Origin of the sequence: Mucilaginibacter sp. SG538B (genome assembly GCF_013376065.1) — a bacterium.
GTDB classification, from domain to species: domain Bacteria; phylum Bacteroidota; class Bacteroidia; order Sphingobacteriales; family Sphingobacteriaceae; genus Mucilaginibacter; species Mucilaginibacter rubeus.
The window spans coordinates 251437-274065 of the sequence record NZ_JABMJI010000006.1; the positions used below are offsets into that span (position 1 = coordinate 251437).

Below are 22629 nucleotides of genomic sequence, written 5' to 3' on the forward strand. Positions count from 1 at the left end.
TGTATTAAACTTTTGTATGCCGGATTAAAGGTTCTCAATTAATTACTGGGCAGTTATTTTAGCTGCCCATCCGCCTGCTGTATCCATATGGACGTTGATCACCGAGTTAGCCGATATCTTTTTTTCAGACCGGGTTAGGTCTTGAGGAGATGATAACACATCGCTCCATGATGATAACGTGTAGTTACCCGCCGGTAAAAAATCCATTTTCAATTGTACAGTTCTTTCAGAATCGTTTGTCATCGCGCCGATATACCAGTCTTTCCCGCTTCTTTTGGCAATAATGACATATTGGCCCGGGTAACCGCCGAGTACCTTTGTATCATCCCAAACGGTTGGTATATCGTTTAAAAAATCGGCTCCGGGCTTGCCCAAAATGTTTTCAGGCGCATCGCAATAAACCATAAACGGACTTTCGTAGATCACGAATTTTGCCAGCTCGGCACATCGGCTGTTCATTACCTGGGTAGGGCTTCCCTTTCTGAAATCGCTTTTCTTTACATTCAGGAATCCGCCGGGAGTATAATCCATTGGCCCGGCCAGCATACGTGTGAATGGGAGTGTGGTATTATGCCCGGCTGTTATCCTGGTCGAAAATTTTGAATATTCTTCTCCCAAAACTCCTTCCCTGGTTACCATGTTGGGATAGGTCCGCTCGATGCCGTCGGGTTTAAATGCACCATGAAAATCAACCATCAAATGATATTTTGCAGCCGTTTGGATGATACGACGGTACCAGTTCACCATTTGCTGGTCATCGCGGTCCATGAAGTCAATTTTTATACCTGCAATGCCCCATTTTTCGTAAATCGGAAACGCTTTTTCAAAATTGTCATTCCGGTTAACATCCGAGCTATATAACCAAAGCCAGCATTTAACCTTTTTGGCTTTAGCATAGGCTAAAATCTCGGGCATATTTAATTGCGGGGCCACTTTGGTAATATCTGCTTCCGGCTTGTTAAATGGCCCATACCATTGCCAGTCAATAAGCATGTAAGGCCAACGCTCTTTCGAGGCCAGGTCTATATACTTTTTAATGGTCAGCATGTCTACTTTTACGTCTCCGCTCCACCAGTTATCCCAGGCGCTCATGCCTGGTTTGATCCAGCTGGGATCTTTTAATACGTTAGGCGGGTTCAGGTTTTGTATCAGTTCCGATTCAATTAATTTACCAGGCGAACCTGCCAGCATCACTACACGCCAGGGTGTAAACAAATTATTAGTGAAGCGTACTTTAACACCATTCTCATTTTCACCGGGCAAGGGCGATAGCTTGGTGATCAGGCTGATTTTGTCGGTAGCACCAGTGTCAGTTTTTGAGGATCCTATATAAAATCCCGGATAGTTATCAATATTGGCTTCAGTAAAAGCCGCATAATGATGCTGATCTAATTCTACCAGCAAAGGTAAGCCCGCAATTGTTTTTTCTGTGATATGGTTTAGGTTTTTCGGTTGAAATTCAGTTTCCTGTGAAGATGTATAACTGCCATAGTCTGCAACCCAGGTTTTTGCTTTTGCCGGTAAGTTAAAAGTGGTTAGCTCCTTTACTATTTGCCGGTCGCCGATTTTATCAGCCCCGAACAACTGGTAGCGAAATGCAACACCATCGTTATAAGCCCTGAACCATATGTTCATGCGGCGCATTGGTGCCGATTTTTCTACCAGTGATAATTCCAATTCATTGTAATGGTCGGTTACAATGCTGTGTTTAGCTTTTACTATTGGCGCCCACGTTTGATTAACAGAATGCTCCACATGGCTGGTTACGGCCATGCCGGTTCCGAGAGCCGGTTCATCTTTAAACTCGAAACCGAGTGATGACGGGTGGACGATTGTTAAACCATTGCTGGAAACAGCATATTGCAGGTTGCTGGTGTTGTTTATTTCCACAACGGTTTTTTTATCCGGCGATACCAGCTTAAAAGTTTGCGCCAAAGAGGGAACTGCCAGTGAAACGGCAGTGATCAGGGCGTAACAAGTTTTCAGGTTCATCATATAAATTAAACAGCTCCTTCTATTTTTAAAACAAACGCATCTTTACCGGGCGCCTGCTCAGGTAATTTTACTTTAAGACCTGCCTCAGTCTGCTCAAAACTCAACTTGCCGTTTCCGAGCAAGCTTACACTGCTTACATTGCCTGCTTCATTGCCTTTTGCTAACTTTTTAACAATGGCTTCATTCCCGGTTGGCCAACCCAGCATGGTAGCATAAAGGGTTTTGCCTTTTACAGTAAACCGGATATCTTCGGCTCCGAATGGTTTGCCTTTGCCTTCATTAAAGCCCTGCGCGTTGATGGGGGCAGCCGAATCTGTCGCCGGGCCTTCTCCAAATACAGTCCAGGGGCGGGTACCATAAATAGCCTCGCTGTTAACCTGCATCCAGGCACCTATGCCCTCAACAACTGCACGTTCTTCACTATCGATACTTCCGTCTCCCCGTAATGGAACGTTTAAAAGTAGGTTACCGTTTTTACTTACAATATCAACCAGGGTATGTACCACTGTTTTGGCACTTTTGTAGCCCTTATTATCAAATATCCGCCGGTCATAATGCCAGCCGCCAATACAGGTATCGGTTTGCCATGGTAAAGGTTCTATCTGGTTACTTTGGCCACGTTCTATATCCCATATCATGCATTTACGCTGCTGCTCATTCAATACTTTAGCAAATAGTGCGGCCTGCAGTTTTCCATGCTTTTTAATGCTGGTATTGTACATATGCGCCGCTATTTTTAAACCGGCGTCGCTTACCGGCCAAAGGGGCAGGGCTGTGTCATCAAAATAAATCAGTTCTGGGCCGTATTTGTCTATCAGTTCAATGGTGCGGTTCAGAAACTTATCACAATAAGCCTTACTGGGCACGCTTGCGCCGTTGCCCCAGTCCCAATGGCTGCCCATACTGTTGTTATCAAGGCTGTCCTTACTTAAAGGATGGTTTTGTGCATATAGTTCCTGTGGGTCATAGCCACTCCACCATTTACCTGCACCATCAGCTTTGGTAAGCTTGCCGTCATAAGGTACACCTGCCAACGGACCGGTTTTATCTGCACGTTGGGCAACCTCGTACCAGGTCCAGGGGTGGGAAGCGTGTACGGTTACGCCAAAAGGCAAACCATGCTCTTTAGCTGCTTTGGCCCAGCCGCCTATCAGGTCTTTTTTGGGGCCAAGTTTAGTAGAGTTCCAGCTCTGGTATTTGCTGTCATAAAGGTCAAAATTATCATGGTGATTGGCCAGTGCCATAAAATATTTGGCGCCGGCTTTTTTATATAGGCCAACCAATTCATCTGGGTACCAATTTTCGGCTTTCCATTCGTTAATAACGTCTTTAAAACCAAATTTGGAAGGATGCCCATATTTTTGAACATGATATTTATACTGGTCGCTGCCTTCCTGGTACATACCGCGTGCATACCAGTCACCGCGTTCCGGCTGGCACTGCGGGCCCCAATGCGCCCACATCCCGAACTTGGCATCGCGAAACCAGTCCGGCACCTGGTACTGAGTCAATGAATCCCAACTGGGTTTAAAAGGCCCCGAAGCAATTGCGGCGTTTGAATTAGTTTGCAGCAAACTGCTGCCAAAAGCCTTTGACAAATACAAAGACGAGAGCCCCGTGGCCATGCCTTTTATTAATGTTCTTCTTTTCATAATTGAGTTTGGAAGTTTTGAAAAAGTACCTGTCTGGATCAGCTGTGCAACGAGTAGCCAGGCCTTTAAGTAAATTTCTATATATCGTTATTTATAATTGGTTGATGAGCAATTCAGTTTACGCCGGTCAGTAATTGATCATCAATCAAATTTCTTTGAAATAATATTTAAATAGTTGACCTAATGGGACTTTTTTTTATACAAAACCGACTTTTGAGCGGTTAATATTACTATTGAAGTTAAGATTGATAAAAGGATCGGATGCTACTTAAATCAAATTATCTTTCAGGTTTGACTATAAATAGCTTATTTATTGAGGATTATCAAATAATGGAAATTAAGCGTTTGTTTACGCCATGTCAGGATGCGTAGTGAAAGAAAGCTTGGGAACAGGATTGTAAAAATGGAAGCATTGGCTGTTTCAGACCATGCTATCCTCAATTTGCAGCATTATTGGTGAAAAAAGCGACAATGATAAGCATAAGGATACTAATGATTGAAGCCAACCTGGTACATCTGTTTTTTATATTCGCTGGGCGACATACCGGTTAGCTTTTTGAAAGTTTTGGAAAAATAAGAAAGGTTATCAAACCCGGTTTGTGTGCAGATCTCTGAGTAAGCCATTCTGCTTGTTGCCATCAAATATTGTGCACGTTCAATTCGTTTTTCATTTATATAATTCAACGGCCTGGTTCCTGTGTGCTGCTTAAACTGCCTTGAAAAATAATCGACATTTTGATTTGCCCGGGAAGCCAGCAGGTTCACAGTTAGATCCATGTGTAAATTAACAAGGATATAATTTAAGGTTTCTGCAATTTTAACGGGTATAGATTTATGTTCTGGATGCTTAAATAATTGTGGGTTAAGGAATTTTGCGGTTAACATCATCAGGATACCTTGGGTTTCCAGGTACACGGAAGTGTTTTGTTGATTATTAAGTTCCTGATATTCCTTATAGTAGATATCTTTTTCATATACCTTGGGATTGTCTGACCGGTTAATTCCTCTACCCGGGTTAATTTCAAGCAGTCTGTTAAAAAGGTTGATATCCATTTCGGTGGCCCTTGTTCTCAATATAACCCTGTGGTTAGCGAAAAGCGAACTTCCATCTATCGAATCCTCAAAAAACTGAACAAAATACTGGCCCAGATAATCACTGCACCCTAAGTTACATAGCGTGAAACTTGGAATAATGTATAGATAGCCTGGTTCAAGCTTTAACGAACTGGCGGCATCTGATACTTCACCTTCTCCATCATCTATATAATAAATACGGTAGTAAGGACTGATCACATTCCTGTAATTCCATTTGGAGTTGAGCTTCACATAGTCAACGTTGAGGAGCGAGAAAGTATGTTTTAAATTTCTTTTGATCATCTGAATCACAAATATGCAAATTGCATTGATATCCCTAAATGCATATGAATATCTCAAATATAGTAAAGTCGGATTTTTACAACAAAAAGTCCATTTTAATTAAGTTTTTAGATGGCGGCTTACTGTAGGTTTGAATCAACCAATATAAAGAAGGAATATCTCAAAACTTTGCATTAATACCAGGCATTAACAGGCTTGCTTTGCATATTAAAATTCGATATTTACCAAACACTGTCTTTTATTGATTATTTTTATGAATACTCCTAAGCTATGAGATATAAATTATCACTAAGCGTGCTTATATTGTTGTTGACGTTTCGTGTTGCTTTTGCGCAAAATGGCAAATACCAGTTTTCGCAGCTCAACAGAAGCAATGGCTTGTCTCACAACCAGGTTAACTGCATTTTTAAAGATTCTGAAGGTTTTATGTGGTTTGGGACCGCGTCAGGCCTTAACCGTTATGACGGCTATAGTTTTAAAATATTCAAGCACGACGCTAATAATAAAAAGTCACTTAACGATGATTTTGTAAGCGGTATTTTTGAAGGACCCGGCAAAAAATTATGGGTGTCAACCCGCGGAGGATATTGTTTTTATAATCCGGAAACGGAGCAGTTTGACAGTGATATGTCGGTAATGACGAGCTCGTTAAAGGTTCCTGGATATCCTAACGTATCTAAAATAATTCACGGTGGTAAGGGCGAGTTTTGGCTTTTGTGCCCGGATTCCGGTCTTTACAGGTATAATGGAGTCAACAAAACAACCCGTCGGTATTATCACGACCGTTCAAGCGTATCATTATATTCAAATCTCATTTCAGACATAACTCAGGATGCTGCCGGCAACCTTTGGTTGGTATACCGTAACGGAATGGTTGAAAAGTTTGATATCAGTCAAAATAAAATTTCCTACCGCACAGATATTTTTAATAAAGCTGTTAATAGTAAAGATGCATATTACGCCATTACTGTTGATAAGGATAACGATTTATGGTTTTACACACCTGGTTTTTACGCCAACGCGTATTATTACAGTCCCTCAAGCAGGGCGTTCAGGCCTATCGCTAACGAACCTTCGGGGCTCAAATTAAAATCTTATATCATCAGCAACATTATCCAGGCTGATGACGGGTTAATATGGATAGCGACCGACCACGGCGGTATAAATTTGTTAGATAAAAAAACTTTCACATTTACCTATTTATTGAACAGGGAAGATGATGCCAAATCATTAAGTCAAAACAGCGTTATCAACCTTTATAAGGACGATTCGGGTATTATGTGGGCAGGCACCTTTAAAGAAGGAGTAAGTTATTATCACAAAAATATTATCCGGTTCCCATTGTACAGGCACTTCGCCTCAGACCCTAAAAGTTTGGGTTTCGAAGATGCTAACAAGTTTGTTGAAGATAAAAATGGGAACATTTGGATTGGTACAAATGGAGGAGGATTGATTTATTTTAACCGTGAAACCGGCAGCTTTAAACAATATAAGTACGAACCAGGAAATGCAAACAGTCTCAGCAATGATATTATTGTCAGTTTATGTGTCGACCATGATCAAAAATTGTGGATAGGGACATATTTTGGCGGCCTGGATTGCTTTGACGGACAAACGTTTACCCACTATAAACATGACGATAAGATAGCCGGGAGCCTTGCCGATAACCGGGTGATGAGTATTTTCGAAGATTCATCACATACGTTATGGATAGGGACATTTGCAGCCGGGCTCCAGATATTTGACAGAGAAAAAAAGAAATTTTCCCGTCCCTTTAAACAAACAGATATCAGGTGCCTTTACGTTTCTGCTCTGTTTGAAGACCGCAAAGGCAATATTTGGGTTGGAGGATACTTTGGTATCGATGTGATTTTAAAAAATACAGGCAGGTTTATCCATTACAGCATAAATAAAGATGATGCAAATAGTTTGATTAGTAATACTATTAACTGCATTAACCAGGACGGGCGCGGCTTGATCTGGATAGCTACACGCTACGGGTTAAGCATTCTTAATCCCGAAACCAACAAGTTCACATCGTTAACCAAGCGAAACGGGTTACCAGATAATGCCATATTGCAAATACTGGAAGATAGCAAAGGAAGAATGTGGTTGAGTACTGCTAATGGTTTAAGCAGGGTAACGCTTATTGCCCAAAAGGCTCCTTACGCTTTCAGGTTTGAGAATTTTGATGAAACGGATGGTTTGCAAGGCCGGGAATTTAATGATCAGGCAGGGCTCAAAACCCGCAAGGGCGAACTCATATTTGGCGGCGGGCATGGTTTCAATATTTTCGACCCCATAGCTATACATGCCAATATCAATAAACCTAAACTAACTTTTACTGATTTCTTGCTCTATAATAAAAGTATCAAGGCTAATGAAGAAGTTAACGGACATGTGGTATTGTCAAAAGCTATTTCGGCTACCCGCGAGCTGACGCTGACACACAATGAAAATGTGTTTACCATTGAGTTTGCCGCACTTAATTTCTTTAATCCCAACAAAGTAAAACATCAGTATATGTTGGAAGGCTTTGATAAGGATTGGATTGATGCCGATAATGCTACGAGAAAAGCCACCTACACCAACCTTGATGGGGGCGATTATACTTTTAAAGTAAGGGCGATTAGCCAGGAAGGGCGGTGGGACCCTGATTATATCACATTAAAAATTAAGGTATTGCCCCCGTTCTGGAAATCGACAATAGCTTATTTTATTTATATATTACTTTTATTTGGGATCCTATTTTTTATGCGCCGGCGCGGAATTCAAAAAATAAGAAGGCAGTTTGAAATCGAAAAGGAGAAACGCGAGGCTAAATTGTTAATTGAAAATGAGCGGCAGGAGGCCAGGCGTATGCATGAACTTGATATGATGAAAATTAAGTTCTTCACCAATGTAAGCCATGAATTCCGGACCCCTTTATCATTGATAATGGCGCCTGTTGATAAGATTTTAAAGCAAACCGAGGCCGAAGAGCAGAGAAATCAGTTGCAATTAATTAACCGCAATGCCAAACGGTTACTAAATATGGTAAATCAGTTGCTTGATTTCAGGAAAATGGAGGTGCAGGAACTTAGGCTGCATGCACGGAGTGGTGATATTATCAATTTTATTAAGGAAATGGTTTATTCGTTCTCGGATGTTGCTGAGAAAAAACATATCAGGCTGGTATTCGATTCGGAAATTCAAAACCTGATTATCAACTTTGACCACGATAAAATCGAACGCATCATTTTCAACCTGCTTTCCAATGCTTTTAAGTTTACACCTGATGGCGGGCATATAAGTGTTTTACTGGCGATGGTTGAAAAAGCGCCTGAAGAGCGACAGCTTGAGATAAAGGTTATTGATACGGGTATTGGAATTCCGTTAGATAAGCAGGACAGAATTTTTGAGCGCTTTTTTCAAAACGAGGTGCCGGGCTCTATGGTTAACCAGGGTAGTGGTATAGGGCTGTCAATAACCAAAGAATTTGTAAAGCTGCACAACGGTGAAATATCAGTGCAAAGTGAACCCGGCCAGGGCAGTTATTTTACTATACTTTTACCTGTTGATTTAGTGACAGAGGAAGAAGTATCGATAAATGAACCTGATTTCCCCCGGACAGCAGTATCCGAAAACCCCGATTGGGTGCAGGCGGGAGGCAGCAATTCAATTAAGAAGCTTTCTGTTTTACTGGTTGAAGATAATGAGGATTTCCGTTTTTATTTGAAAGACAATTTAAATGATACTTTCAACATTATCGAGGCTGCCAATGGAAAGGAAGGATGGCAAAAAACCCTGGCCCTTCACCCTAACCTGGTAGTCAGCGATATCAGCATGCCGGAAATGAATGGCATTGATTTATGCCGGAAAATACGAAACGATAAACGTACATCACATATACCGGTTGTGTTGCTTACGGCTGTTACAGATGAAGAACAGCAATTGGAAGGGCTTGAAACCGGCGCCAATGATTACCTGACCAAGCCTTTTAATTTCGAGATTCTGACTTCTAAATTAAAGAACATATTGGCCATGCAGCAAGATATGCGTAAAACTTATCAAAAGCAGCTTGACGTTACCCCAACTGAAGTAGAAACCGAATCACTTGATGAAGCGTTTATAAAAAAAGCGGTACAAATAATCGAAAAAAACATTGACAATGCCGAATTCTCGGTAGAGGAATTGAGCAGCGAATTATTTGTGAGCCGCGTAACCCTGTACAAAAGAGCGTTGGCTTTAACAGGAAAATCTCCCGTAGATCTGATCCGTACCATCCGCCTCAAACGTGCCGCACAGTTGCTTGAGAATTCACAATTAACTATATCACAGATCTCTTACAAAGTAGGCTTTAAAAGCCAAAAGTACTTCGTACGATGCTTTAAGGCCGAATTTAATTGCCTTCCATCTGCGTATGTCAGCAACAAGAACAAATAGCGTTTTATAAGCCTTCAGCCGGTTTTACCGTAAGGAAATCGCTTTTAAAATTTGCCGCTTATGGCCTCACCTAAACCCTTTCCAAAGAAGAGGGCTGGTTTAGCTTTAGTTGTGTGCGAAATCGCATTTATTATTTTTTAAAACGATTTACCTGATTTTGCTATTGGTTTAACTTGATGCTTTTGGGGTCTTTTTGTTAAATTTAGTACAACATCTGTTTCAGTTATGACCGATTATTGGGTGTGAATCTACTTTAACATGCTGTAAATAAGCACAGTATGTGGTTTTAACATTTGTGTCCCCATTTGTGAACAATCGATTGCACCCCGGCATTTAGATTAGCAGCGTAATTCAATGTTTCTTTATTGTAAAACGCAATTAAAGTTTGGCATTGCTTAAGCCAATTTTCAAACCTGCTTAATTTACTATGATGTTAAAACGTATACTTTGGTGTACTGCTGCTATTTTTTCGATTGCTTCGCCGCTCAAGGCCGCTTTTTGTTATGTTCCTAAAAAAATAATAAATGACACAGCCGTTGTCAAAACAATTTATCCCTCATACAATATTTCGCCCAAGGCTCCCGATAAAACGGGAATGGATAACACTGCCGTGCAACAGGCAGCAAACATCAAATTAGGCTGGAACATCGGCAACACAATGGAAGCGCCCGGCGGCGAAACCGGCTGGGGCAATCCTTTAATTACAGAAGATTATATCAAACTGGTTAAGCGGAGCGGGTTTAATGCTATTCGTATCCCTTGCGCCTGGGATCAATATTCAGATAAAAAAACTGCCAAAATACAGGACGCCTGGTTAAACCGCGTAAAACAGGTAGTACAATATTGTGTAAAAAACGATATGTATGTGTTGCTCAATATTCACTGGGATGGCGGTTGGCTTGAAAATAATATTACCCCGGCAAAACAGGATTCTGTTAACGCTAAACAAAAAGCGTTTTGGGAACAAATTGCAACAGCAATGCGCGATTTTGACGAACATTTGATGTTTGCCAGCGCTAATGAGCCGGCTGCAGATGATGCCGCGGCAACAGCAATACTTGCTACCTATCATCAAACTTTTATTAACGCGGTTAGGTCAACCGGTGGTAAAAACGCCTACCGTGTATTGATACTGCAGGGCCCATCTACTAACATGGAAAAAACAAGTCATTTTATGACATCTCTGCCAACCGATCAGGTAAAAGGCCGGTTAATGGTTGAGGTACATTATTATTCTCCCTTTAATTTTTGCCTTATGGAAAAAGATGAACCATGGGGCCGCATGTTTTATTATTGGGGGAACGGGCACCACTCATTATCGGATTCTGCGAGAAACCCAACTTATGGAGAAGAGGCTGAGGTTAAGAGCACATTCCAACTCATGAAAACAAAATTCGTTGATAAAGGAATCCCTGTTGTGATGGGAGAATATGGCGCTTACAGACGAACTGCCCCTAAAGATTTGGCGGTACACAATGATGCTGTAGATTATTGGATAAAGTTTACAACCCAACAAGCTATAGCCAACGGCCTTAAACCATTTTTTTGGGATACAGGTATTGCCCTGGATAGACGAAATAATAAAATACTTGATCAACGCACAATTAATGCCCTTGTAGCGGGTGCAAATTAAAAATTTTTGCAATGATAATAAATCCGCTGATTGTCATATAAGACGCTCATACCAAACCTTGTTTAAAAAAATGAAACCAAGCTACTTTTTGTATTTTTTGATTTTAATATTCGCTACTACAGGGAAAACTATAGCCCAATCCCCTGAAATAGCTTCAAAACGCGAACATTTATCTATTGATAATGACTGGCGCTTTGCTTTGGGCCATGCATACGATGTTTCTAAAGATTTCTATAACGGGACCGGCGGGTTCTCCTATTTGGCCAAAACTGGTTATGGCGATGGCGCCGCATCGGCAGAATTTGACGACAGGGGCTGGCGTAAGATCGACCTTCCGCATGATTGGGCAGTTGAACAGCCATTTAGCCCGAAAGGCAGTTTCAGTCACGGATCGAAAGCTATTGGCCGTAACTTCCCCGAGGCAAGCGTGGGCTGGTACCGCAAAACCTTTGCTATACCGGCTTCCGACCTTGGTAAGCGTATATCCATAGCGTTTGATGGCGTTTTCCGAAATAGTATAGTTTGGGTAAACGGACATTACTTAGGCACCGAACCCAGCGGCTATAATCGCTTTGAATATAATATTTCAGAATATTTAAACTATGGCGGCAACAACGTTATAGCCGTACGTGCGGATGTAACTATGGAAGAAGGTTGGTTTTATGAAGGCGCGGGCATCTATCGCCATGTGTGGCTTAACAAAACAAACCAGGTTCACATCGTGCCCGATGGAACGTTCGTTACTACAGCGGTAAAAAGCAATGTGGCCGATGTTACGGCAACGGCTACCATCAACAATGACGACAAAAAAACAAGAAGTTTTAATATAACTCAAACAATTATTGATGATAGTGGCAAAGCCCTTGCGACGAAAACGACTACCGGGCTTACGTTGAAGCCTTTCGCATCGCAGGATATTAAAAATATTTTGACGGTTAGCAATCCAAAACTCTGGTCATTAGAAACACCCTATTTGCATAAGCTGATTACTACAGTTGAAGAGAATGGAAGTATCATAGACAGTTACGTAACAACTTTCGGGATCCGAACCATAAGGTTTGACGCTAACGAGGGCTTTTTTCTAAATGGCAAACACGTAAAAATACAGGGAACAAACAATCATCAGGACCATGCCGGCGTTGGTGCAGCAATGCCCGATGCTTTACAGGATTTCAGAATCAGGACTTTAAAAGGCATGGGCTGTAATGCCTATCGTTGTTCGCATAACCCGCCAACGCCCGAATTGCTTGACGCCTGCGATAGGTTAGGTATGCTGGTTATCGATGAAAACCGCTTAATGGGTGTGACATCCACCCAACTAAATGACCTGAAAAGGATGATCCTACGCGACCGTAACCATCCCAGCATCATCAGTTGGTCGATAGGGAATGAAGAATGGGGCATTGAAGGTAACATTACCGGGGCGCGGATAGCAGCCACTATGCAGGCTTTTGCCAAATCGGTTGATTCAACACGTTACATCACCGCGGCTATAAGCGGCGGCATCGGCTCCGGGATATCAACGGTAATAGATGTGCTCGGCTATAACTACGTTGCTACCAAAAATACCGATGAGCAACATAAAAAATATCCGAATCAATTTAGCTGGGGTACCGAAGAGGGCTCGACAGTTGCCTCGAGGGGGATTTACGAGGATGATATGGACAAGCACCAGCTTGTGGCATATGACAGAAAACAAAACGACTTTTTTTATAGCCTGGAACAAGGCTGGAAACATTATGCCTCGCGCCCATACCTGGCCGGCATGTTCATCTGGACCGGTTTTGATTACCGGGGAGAACCAACGCCGTTTGGATGGCCCTCAGTAGGATCATATTTTGGAATGATTGATGCCTGTGGTTTTCCAAAGGACGATTACTATTATTTAAAATCATGGTGGACTAACCAGACAGTGGTGCACCTGTTGCCGCACTGGAACTGGCAAGGTAAAGAAGGCCAGGAAATAAGGGTGTGTGCATATAGCAATTGTGATGAGGTTGAGCTTTTCTTAAACAGAAAAAGTCTCGGTAAAAAAACTATGGAACTAAACGGGCACCTGGAATGGCAGGTAAAATATGAGCCCGGAACGCTGGAAGCTATAGGGTACAAAAAAGGCATTAAAGCCGGTAACGATATTGTTAAAACTACCCTTATGCCAAATCAGGTTAAGTTAACAGTGGACCGCAAAGCGATTAAGGCCGATAAAAAAGATATTGCCATAATTACAGTGCAGGCCGATGACAAAAACGCCCTGCGGGTGCCAACCGCCCAAAATGAGCTGAGCTTTTCAATTACAGGCCCCGGCAAAATCATAGGGGTGGGCAACGGCGATCCAACATCGCTGGAGGCGGATCAATATTTAGAACGGATAGACCTTATTAATATAGGCGCTTTCAAAGAGAAATTTGTCGACGATTTAAACGCGAAGGCCGAGGTTGCAGCGGATTATAACGATAGCAGCTGGCAAAATGCTTTTAAAGATACCCGGGACGATGAATTTGGCCGAAGAGTGAAAGCCATAGTTTACCGGGCTGGTTTTACCATGCCTGCTGATGCGGCAACCGCTACCGCTACCTTATTTAGTAAAAATATCGGCAAAGTTCAAAACATCTACATCAATGGTAAGGAAATAGGGCACGAAATCAAAGCAGGCGATGGGAACACCGAATTTAAACTGGATGCTTCATTACTGCACCCCGGTAACAATACTGTCGCTATTGTAGCTACCCCCTTGCTTAAAGCCAATATTTGGGCCAGCGTTAATACTGATCCCGGCCTGATCCAGTTGGCTTACCCTGCAGCTCAATATAAACGAAAACTTTTTAGTGGTTACGCCCAGGTTATTGTCCAGTCAACCGGGCAGCCGGGCACTATAGTTTTAAAGGCAATCTCGCCGGGGTTAAAGCAGTCGGCTATTGAAATTACAGCTGCTGATAAATAATGTTAAACAAAGAATTTGAAGAAATAATGTTTATGAAATATATAATTACCTGTATTATAGCGCTTTTTTTGTTTAGTGGCGTATCCGCACAAAACAAAAATGAGGCAGCCCTGAAATTAAAGATCAATAGTATCATCAAAAAGATGACACTTGAAGAGAAAATAGAAATGTTGCACGGCAACGCTTTATTTTCTTCGGCAGGTGTGCCGCGTTTAGGTATCCTCGAATTGACCTGTGACGACGGGCCATTAGGTGTGCGTGAAGAAATAAAACGCTTTGACTGGGCTTCGGCTAACTGGACAACCGATTCTGCTACGTTTTTACCCAATGGTTCGGCAATAGCTGCGACCTGGAACCCCATAATGGCCAATAAATACGGTGTGGTGATAGGAGAGGAAGCGAATGCCCGTAAAAAGAATGTAATGCTTGCACCGGCATTTAATATCTGCAGGATGCCCCTTTGCGGCCGTACTTATGAATATTATTCCGAAGACCCCTATCTAAACGGTCAACTGGCTATCGAGTCTGTAAAGGGGATTCAAAGTCAGCATGTGGCCGCCTGTATTAAACATTTTGCAGCCAATAACCAGGAACTTAACCGCGATAGTGTAAATACGATAGTTGATGAAAGGACCTTACAGGAAATCTATTTCCCTGCTTTTAAAGCCGCCATTCAACAGGGCAATGCTTATACCGTTATGTCGGCTTATAATAAGTTAAATGGTTATTGGTGTTCTGAAAATGGGTATTTATTAAACAAAGTTTTAAAAGGAGACTGGGGCTTTAAAGGCGTGGTTATGTCTGATTGGGCCGGCACGCATCATACTGTGGCGGCAGCAAACAATGGCCTTGATATTGAAATGGGTTCGAGCGGACCTTATGATCAATGGTATCTGGCTAAACCATTGCTTGCCGCTGTTAAAGCCGGGCAGGTTTCAGTAAAAACTATTGACGATAAAGTGGGCAGGATTTTATGGCTCGTGTACCATACATCCATGAGTGCCAACCATCCAAAAGGGGCTATCGCAACACCGGAGCACACTAAAGCCGCATATGATATCGCCTCAGAATCCATAGTTCTGTTGAAAAACGATAAACGATTATTGCCATTAAAGACAAATGGGATTAAACGCATAGCAGTTATAGGAGATAATGCCGTACGTACTTTCGCCTTAGGAGGATATGGCGCGGGTGTAAAGGCTAAATATGAGATTACCGCATTAGAAGGGATAAAGTCAAGGTTCGGTAAAACCGTCGATATCAGGTTTGCACAGGGTTACAGGGCAAAGTACCAGGCGAGTAAAACTGCTGAGCAAAATGGCGACTATAATAAACCCGATCAGGACCTGATTAATGAAGCCATAGCACTTGCTAAAAGCAGTGATGTTGTCATTTTGTGTATTGGTTCAAACCGTGAATACGAAAGTGAAGCCCATGATCGCAAAAGCCTGGAACTGCCTTTTGGCGAGCAGGCTTTGGTTAACGCCGTAAGTGCCGTTAATCCAAATACCGTTATTGTCGTAATGGCTGGTGCGCCATTTGACCTGAACGAAATCAAAAAATCAAATCACACTATTGTTTGGTCATGGTTTAACGGCTCAGAAGCCGGCAATGCGCTCGCCGATGTGTTAAAAGGGACTATAAACCCATCGGGTAAGCTTCCATTTACCTTCCCGGCTTCGTTAAATGATTCGCCGGCGTTTAATTTAAATACCTATCCGGGCAATAATCTCACAGCCGAATATAAGGAGGGAATATTGGTTGGCTATCGCTGGTATGATACAAAAAATATAGTGCCGCTGTTCCCATTTGGTTATGGCCTTTCTTATACCGATTTTTCTGTCAGCAAACTTTCCACAGATAAATCAATTTATAAAAAAGACGAAACGATCCATGCGAAGTTTACGATCAAAAATACAGGAGGAAGAAATGGTGCCGAAGTTGTGCAGCTGTATGTAAACGATCCGGTTTGTTCTGTAAAACGCCCCGAAAAAGAGCTTAAAGCTTTTAAGAAGATATTTTTAAAGACCGGCGAAACAAAGACGATAGAAATGCAGGTGAAAGCTGCAGATCTGGCATTTTATGATGAAGCAAAAAAAGGCTGGAACACAGAAGCCGGCGAATACGTTCTTGAGTTAGGTAATTCATCCCGTAATATCATTCTTAAAACAAAAATTGCAGTTAAATAGCTGTGTTAAGCATACCACTTTTATGAAAAGAATAACAATAGCCACCTTGCTTTTGGCTTATAGTGTTCTAAGTTTTGCCCAATCTTCGGTTGGCTCCGGGCGAAAACAATTGTTTGATTACAATTGGAAATTTAACCTGGGTGACGATTCATTGGCACGGTTACGGGATTTTAACGATAATGCCTGGCGTAACCTTGACTTGCCGCATGATTGGAGCATTGAAGGGAGCGTAAGCCCCAAAAATCCTACGGGAGGTGCGGGCGGTTATTTCCCGACGGGCATTGGCTGGTACAGAAAAACGTTCAAGGTAGCTCCTGAATGGAAAGGAAAAAGCATTTTCGTTTATTTTGAGGGCGTTTACATGAATTCGGAGGTGTTTATCAATGGTAAATCCCTTGGTATCCGGCCTTATGGTTATTCGTCATTTAGGTATGATCTTTCGCCTTACCTGGATTTTAACAAAGAGAATGTGATAGCCGTACGTGTGGATAATTCACAGCAAGTAAACAGCAGATGGTATAGTGGTTCAGGAATCTACCGCCATGTGTGGCTTGACGTTACCAATCCCTTACACTTAGCCGATTGGGGAGTAGCCATTACAACACCCGAAGTCTCTTCAAAGCAGGCTTCGGTACAGGTTAAGGCTACGATAAAAAACGAAACCAGCTTTCCGCATCGCATCGCTGTTAACACCCGGCTGCTATCCGTAAGCTTAAAAGATGTGGGAAATAATACAACAAAGGTAGAGTTACCGGCACACAGCGAAAAAGAGATTACTCAAATTATAAAAGTATCGAAGCCATTATTATGGACACCAGAAACTCCATATTTATATCAGGCTCAAATCCAGGTATTAAAAGGTGATAAAAAAATAGATGAGACAAAGACCACTTTGGGCATCCGCTCAATAAAGTTTACGTCGGAAAATGGTTTCCAGCTTAATGGTAAAATTGTGAAGATTAGCGGCGGATGTGTCCATCATGACAACGGGTGCCTTGGTGCCGCTGCTTTTGACCGGGCCGAGGAACGTAAAGTTGAGTTAATGAAAGCTGCCGGTTTCAACGCTGTGCGTACATCTCATAATCCACCGTCCGAAGCTTTTTTAGAAGCTTGCGACAGGTTAGGTTTATTAGTTATTGATGAGGCTTTCGATTGCTGGAGAGTTGGTAAAAACAAACACGACTATTCTGTATATTTTGATAAATGGTCGAAACGCGACCTGGAAACAATGGTGCTGCGCGATAGGAACCATCCTTCAATTTTTATGTGGAGTATAGGTAATGAAGTGGTTGAGAGAAACAAGCCAGAGGCTGTTGTGACCGCTAAAATGCTTGCAGGTATTGTTAAAGGTATAGATAGCACACGACCGGTAACATCGGCAATTGTAAAGTGGGGCAATGACTGGGAATCTTTAGATCCGCTTATGGCAGCTCATGATGTTTGCGGCTATAATTACCAACTTCAAGGTGCTCCCGCAGATCATAAAAGGGTGCCCTCCCGTGTTATTTTTCAGACCGAATCATACCCGCGAGATGCTTTTGCCAATTGGAAGCTGGTACAAAACAACAATTATATTATTGGCGATTTTGTATGGACAGCGATAGATTATTTAGGCGAATCGGGAATTGGCCGATGGTATTATTCGGGCGATGTGCCAGGAGAACATTGGGAAAATGATTTTTTTCCATGGCATGGTGCGTATTGCGGAGATATAGATTTAACCGGATGGAGAAAACCGATTTCGCACTACCGCAGCATGTTGTACAACGATAAGGAAAAGCTGTACATGGCTGTCCGCGAGCCAAAGCCCGAACCGCTGGAAATCAAAGAAACCTGGTGGTCTGTATGGCCTACCTGGGAAAGCTGGACATGGCCAGGCTTTGAGGGCAGAAAATTAGACGTAGACGTATATTCAAAATATCCCAAAGTAAGGCTTTACTTCAATGACAAACTTCTTGAGGAGAAGCCTACAACAGTAAATCAGGAATTTAAAGCTACTTTCTCAGTACCCTATACGCCAGGGACCCTCAAAGCAGTGGGCGTTGAAAATGATAAAGAAATTGAATCAACTACGCTGCAAACTTCAGGCTCCGCTGCTAAGGTCAGGCTCATTGCCGACCGTAAGCAGCTATTGCCGAATGGGCAGGACCTATCCTATGTTTCAATTGAAATCACTGATAAGGATGGCGTACTACAACCAAACGCATCAGATCGACTTCAATTTAAAATTGAAGGGCCTGGTGTAATAGCCGGAGTGGATAATGCGAATGTCAAGGACACCGACCCATATATAGGCAATTCGCGCAAAGCCTGGCATGGCCGGGCCATGGTGGTAATCAGGAGCACTCATAATGCCGGCGATATTAAGCTTACCGTTAGTTCGGCAAGTTTATCCGAAGCAACCATAACTGTTAAAGCACTCACACATTGACCCGGTGGAAATGTGCAACAAATAGGAGGTTATAAAAAGAGTTAACATGAATGCCCGGCTATATTGTGGCTAAAATTAATATAATATGAGAAGAATGAAATACATTCCAATTCTGCTTTTGCTGCTATTTACCTTACGGTTAAACGCTCAGCAACTGTTTGTTGGAACCAACTATCACCCGCATGATGATAAGAATATAGAAAAATGGAAAAGTGATATTCAACTGATGAAGAACGCCGGTTTCAGGGTTGTAAGAATGGGGCATTTGGCTTGGGATAGCTACGAACCTTCTGAAGGGAACTTTGATTTCAAATGGTTCGATACCGTAATGGATTTGATGGATAAAGCCGGTATCAAGGTAATTTTGGATATCGCCATACGTCCGGCCCCCATCTGGTTGCAGCATAAAATTCCTTCCATAAATGTCACCGATGCCTCGGGCAACAGGTTATATCCTAACCACCGGTATATGGAGGATATTGGCGACCCTGAATATCAAAAGTATGCTGTAAGATATACCGATGTGCTTTCAAAGAGATATGGTCATCATCCGGCTTTGCTTGCTTTTGGCATTGATAACGAGTCGGGAGACGGGCCGATATCTTATTCGGAACAGGCCCGGTTACGGTTTATTGAATGGTTGAAACAGAAATATAAAACCATAGCGCAATTGAATATTGCATGGGCAGGTCAGCGTTGGTCGCGAAAAATTAATGAGTTTGATGAGGTTGGTCTGCCAGCGTCGGGCAATATCAGCGGGCCGCCGGAAAGGGTGTTGGATTTTCGCCGGTTTGAATCGGACGAGATCAATAAGTTTTTGCTGAAGGTGATTGATAAAGTAAATGCAAATGCGCCCAAAGCATTTGTGAATACTAACGCGTGGTATTACAGCGACAAACGTTATTTTGATTATTCAAAAATTGCTTATTCGGGAAAAATGACCCGAGAAGGCTGCGGCTTTTACCCTGGAAACTCATTGGTGAATAATTACGGATTGATGGATGCCTCATTTGGAATCGCCAGGATTCAGTTTGAGAGTACAAATCCATTTTGGTGTACGGAATTTACAACAATGACCGCGGTTCCAAATTCCATCAGAAAATCAGCTTATGCCACTTTGATGTACGGCAACCAGATGGTTTGCGGCTGGACCTGGCAAAGTATGCATGGCGGTGAAGAGCAATACCTGGAAGGCATGATGGACTGGGACGGCGGAGTAAACCGGAAATATGACGAATACAAACAGATAGCTTCCGAGTTTAAGAAAATTGAAAGGTTTTTTCCTTATAAAGTTAAGGCAGATGTGGGTTTGGCATTTTCTTTCCCAAGTCAAATAGCAAGCAGCGCCTTTCCCGAGAGGCACGATGCACAGTTAGCCGAATGCTTTAATGTTTTTTTTAGAAAGAACATAGATACACGGGTGGTTGAAATTACCAAAAGCCCGCTAAACTATAAATTATTGGTAATCCCGGGTGTTACGGTTATGGACACAGTAACCGCAAGAAAGATCAGGGAGTTTATTTATAACGGTGGTACTGTCATCATGACGGCCAACTCCGCGGTTACAAATGAAACAGGGCAGGTTTTTTCTGCAACTCATCCGGGTTTGTTAAGCGATGTTTTCGGTATCCGTGTTTCCGGGTATGAAGAAACCGAAAATTTTAACGAGATCTCGCCAAAAAACTTTAAAAACAAGGATATAGAGGTTGGTTTCGGTTCTAAGAACATTAAAACTGAATCAGCCCGTTTTGATGTCATTCATCCGCAGGGTGCAAAAGTGCTTGGCAGCATAACCAGTTTAGATAAAAACTACCCGGTTATAACTACAAACAAATATGGCAAGGGCACTGCTATATACCTTGGGCTCCCGGCTAAATCCGCATTAATAGATCCTTTAATTGATAGCCTTACTGATTCGCTTTCATTGAAGCAAGGCCCTGAAGTACCGGAAGGAGTTATGGCGAGATTTATTGACAGTAAGCATATACTTTATTTAAATTTAACCGGTAAGCCGCAGACTATCGACCCCAAACACGCATCTAAAAGTATATTGTTTGATAAAGACTATGCCGGAAGTTTTTCGCTTGCGCCCTATGAGCCCGAATTTATCGAACTGCGATAGATTTTTCTGTTTACATATAAATACCTGAAAAAATGATAACTAACCTTAAAAAGATTTTCGCGCTTAGCTTCGTCCTGTCCGGGATGTCGTTGATGCTGCGCGGACAAGAGCTGTCCGTTAACAATGGCCCGTTCAAGCCTTCGGATACTTCTTTTAAACAATACCAGTATCCTGCGTGGTTCAGAGATGCCAAGTTTGGTATCTGGGCGCATTGGGGGCCGCAAGCCGTGCCCCGCCAGGGTGATTGGTATGCCCGTAACATGTATATTCAGGGCAGCGAACAAAATAAATATCACGTTGCGCATTACGGGCATCCGTCAAAGTTTGGTTATAAAGACATCATACCATTATGGAAGGCTGAAAAATGGGACCCGGTGAAACTGATGGCGTTATATAAAAAGGCCGGGGCAAAATACTTTGTTAGCATGGGGACTCATCATGATAATTTCTTTTTATGGAACTCTTCACTGCACCGGTGGAATGCCGTACAAATGGGCCCTCATAAAGATGTGGTTGGCATTTGGCAGAAGGAGGCTAAGAAGAACGGTCTTAAATTTGGCGTGTCGGAGCATTTGGGCGCAAGCTATACCTGGTACCAGCCTTCACATAATGCCGATACCTCCGGCGCTTACAAGGGTGTTCCATACGATGCGAATGATCCAGCTTATGCTGACTTATATCACCCGAAAGCGAAAGCCGATGATCGCGGCTGGTATACTACAGATCCTGAATGGCAGCGTACCTGGTATAAATCTATTAAAGAACTGGTAGATACTTATCACCCCGACCTGCTTTATTCAGATGGCGGCTTCCCGTTTGGGGATATTGGCCGTGACATGCTAGCTAATTTTTACAACGGAAATGTCGCCTACAACAATGGGCAGCTCACCGCTGTGTATAATTGCAAGCAACCTTCGCAGGGTATGTGGGTACAGGATCTTGAACGGGGCGTTCAGGATTCAATCAGCCCGTATCCATGGCAAACGGATACTTCTATAGGTGATTGGTTTTATCGTACCGGCCAAACCTACAAAAGCGGAACTGATATTATAAGAATGCTGGTAGACATAGTAAGTAAAAATGGTAACCTGCTGATAAACATTGTGCAAACACCCGAGGGGGATTTAGAGCCCGATATGTTGAATACACTTGATGAGATAGGCAAATGGACGGCTGCTAATGGCGAAGGGATCTACGGATCACGACCATGGAAAAAATTTGGAGAACGCCCGGAAAACGCAGTGAAAGTTAAATCCGATAACTTTAATGAAGACCGGATGAAATACACGGCCGAAGATATCCGTTTCACCAGCAATGGCAATAAGTTATATGCATTTCTGCTTGACACCCCCACCGCGGATATTCGAATCAAATCGCTTGGTAAATCGTCGGTAATAAACATCAAAAAAATACGCTCCGTGAAACTTTTGGGCAGCAAAGAAAAAATACAATGGCAGCAGGTAGCGGATGCACTTGTTATCAAAAAGCCCGTAAACTTGCCCGCCTGGAAGGTATCAGGTTTTAGGATTGAGCTTGCTGATTAAGGGAAATCGGCTTAAGATAAATAAATTAAAAGACAGGCCCTTCTGCTTCAACAGAAGGGCCTGTCTTTTTCTGGAGACTAAAAGGAAGCTGCGTGCAATTCCTGCAATGATAAACTTCGATCTACTATTTTCGCTACATTAAAGCAGTCGATAAGCAGCTCTTTACCATATTTATTTTATAAAAATCAAACCGCGTTATCTGTAAATTAATAGAAGATTTGTTAATTTAAGAAACGTATTTGAAGATAGAAAAGTGAATATCAGGTGTATAAAGGTTGTTATATGATATGCTTGACTTGGCTTTCTCCTGTGTTGTGTTA

10 protein-coding genes are annotated in these 22629 nt (G+C 42.4%); 7 read left to right on the plus strand and 3 right to left on the minus strand.

All coding sequences use genetic code 11. The annotated features are described in order from the left end of the window. Positions 1 to 42 precede the first annotated feature (42 nt). From FHW88_RS30065 to FHW88_RS26825, 3 genes are all read right to left on the minus strand, one after another. Positions 43 to 1995 carry a glycoside hydrolase family 97 protein gene (locus tag FHW88_RS30065; RefSeq protein WP_218117308.1) on the minus strand — a complete coding sequence of 651 codons (1953 nt, stop codon included), beginning with the start codon at positions 1993 to 1995 and terminating at the stop codon, positions 43 to 45. Between the two features lie 5 nt (positions 1996 to 2000). Further along, a complete protein-coding gene (locus FHW88_RS26820) occupies positions 2001 to 3647 on the minus strand; it encodes an alpha-L-fucosidase (RefSeq protein WP_176628645.1) in 1647 nt (548 codons plus the stop codon). 489 nt (positions 3648 to 4136) lie between these two features. Next, positions 4137 to 5024: a helix-turn-helix domain-containing protein gene (locus tag FHW88_RS26825; protein ID WP_090533203.1), complete on the minus strand. Its 888-nt coding sequence runs from the start codon at positions 5022 to 5024 to the stop codon at positions 4137 to 4139. Positions 5025 to 5294: 270 nt separating this feature from the next. Here FHW88_RS26825 and FHW88_RS26830 point away from each other — a divergent pair, with 270 nt between their 5' ends. The 7 genes from FHW88_RS26830 (at position 5295) to FHW88_RS26860 (ending at position 22309) form a co-directional block, all read left to right on the plus strand. Continuing rightward, positions 5295 to 9449, plus strand: coding sequence for a hybrid sensor histidine kinase/response regulator transcription factor (locus FHW88_RS26830; protein ID WP_176628646.1), 4155 nt, complete (start codon positions 5295 to 5297; stop codon positions 9447 to 9449). 427 nt (positions 9450 to 9876) lie between these two features. Continuing rightward, positions 9877 to 11082, plus strand: coding sequence for a glycoside hydrolase family 5 protein (locus FHW88_RS26835; protein WP_176628647.1), 1206 nt, complete (start codon positions 9877 to 9879; stop codon positions 11080 to 11082). Between the two features lie 70 nt (positions 11083 to 11152). Continuing rightward, a complete protein-coding gene (gene galA / locus FHW88_RS26840) occupies positions 11153 to 14023 on the plus strand; it encodes a beta-galactosidase GalA (RefSeq protein ID WP_176628648.1) in 2871 nt (956 codons plus the stop codon). Positions 14024 to 14055: 32 nt separating this feature from the next. Beyond that, positions 14056 to 16212: a glycoside hydrolase family 3 C-terminal domain-containing protein gene (locus FHW88_RS26845; RefSeq protein WP_176628649.1), complete on the plus strand. Its 2157-nt coding sequence runs from the start codon at positions 14056 to 14058 to the stop codon at positions 16210 to 16212. A gap of 22 nt (positions 16213 to 16234) precedes the next feature. Beyond that, positions 16235 to 18643 carry a glycoside hydrolase family 2 TIM barrel-domain containing protein gene (locus FHW88_RS26850; RefSeq protein WP_176628650.1) on the plus strand — a complete coding sequence of 803 codons (2409 nt, stop codon included), beginning with the start codon at positions 16235 to 16237 and terminating at the stop codon, positions 18641 to 18643. Positions 18644 to 18728: 85 nt separating this feature from the next. Next, positions 18729 to 20765 carry a beta-galactosidase gene (locus tag FHW88_RS26855; protein WP_255485456.1) on the plus strand — a complete coding sequence of 679 codons (2037 nt, stop codon included), beginning with the start codon at positions 18729 to 18731 and terminating at the stop codon, positions 20763 to 20765. A 32-nt stretch (positions 20766 to 20797) separates the two neighbouring features. Beyond that, positions 20798 to 22309 (plus strand): alpha-L-fucosidase, encoded by a 1512-nt coding sequence (locus tag FHW88_RS26860; protein ID WP_218117309.1) that lies wholly within the window; start codon positions 20798 to 20800, stop codon positions 22307 to 22309. Positions 22310 to 22629: the final 320 nt, after the last annotated feature.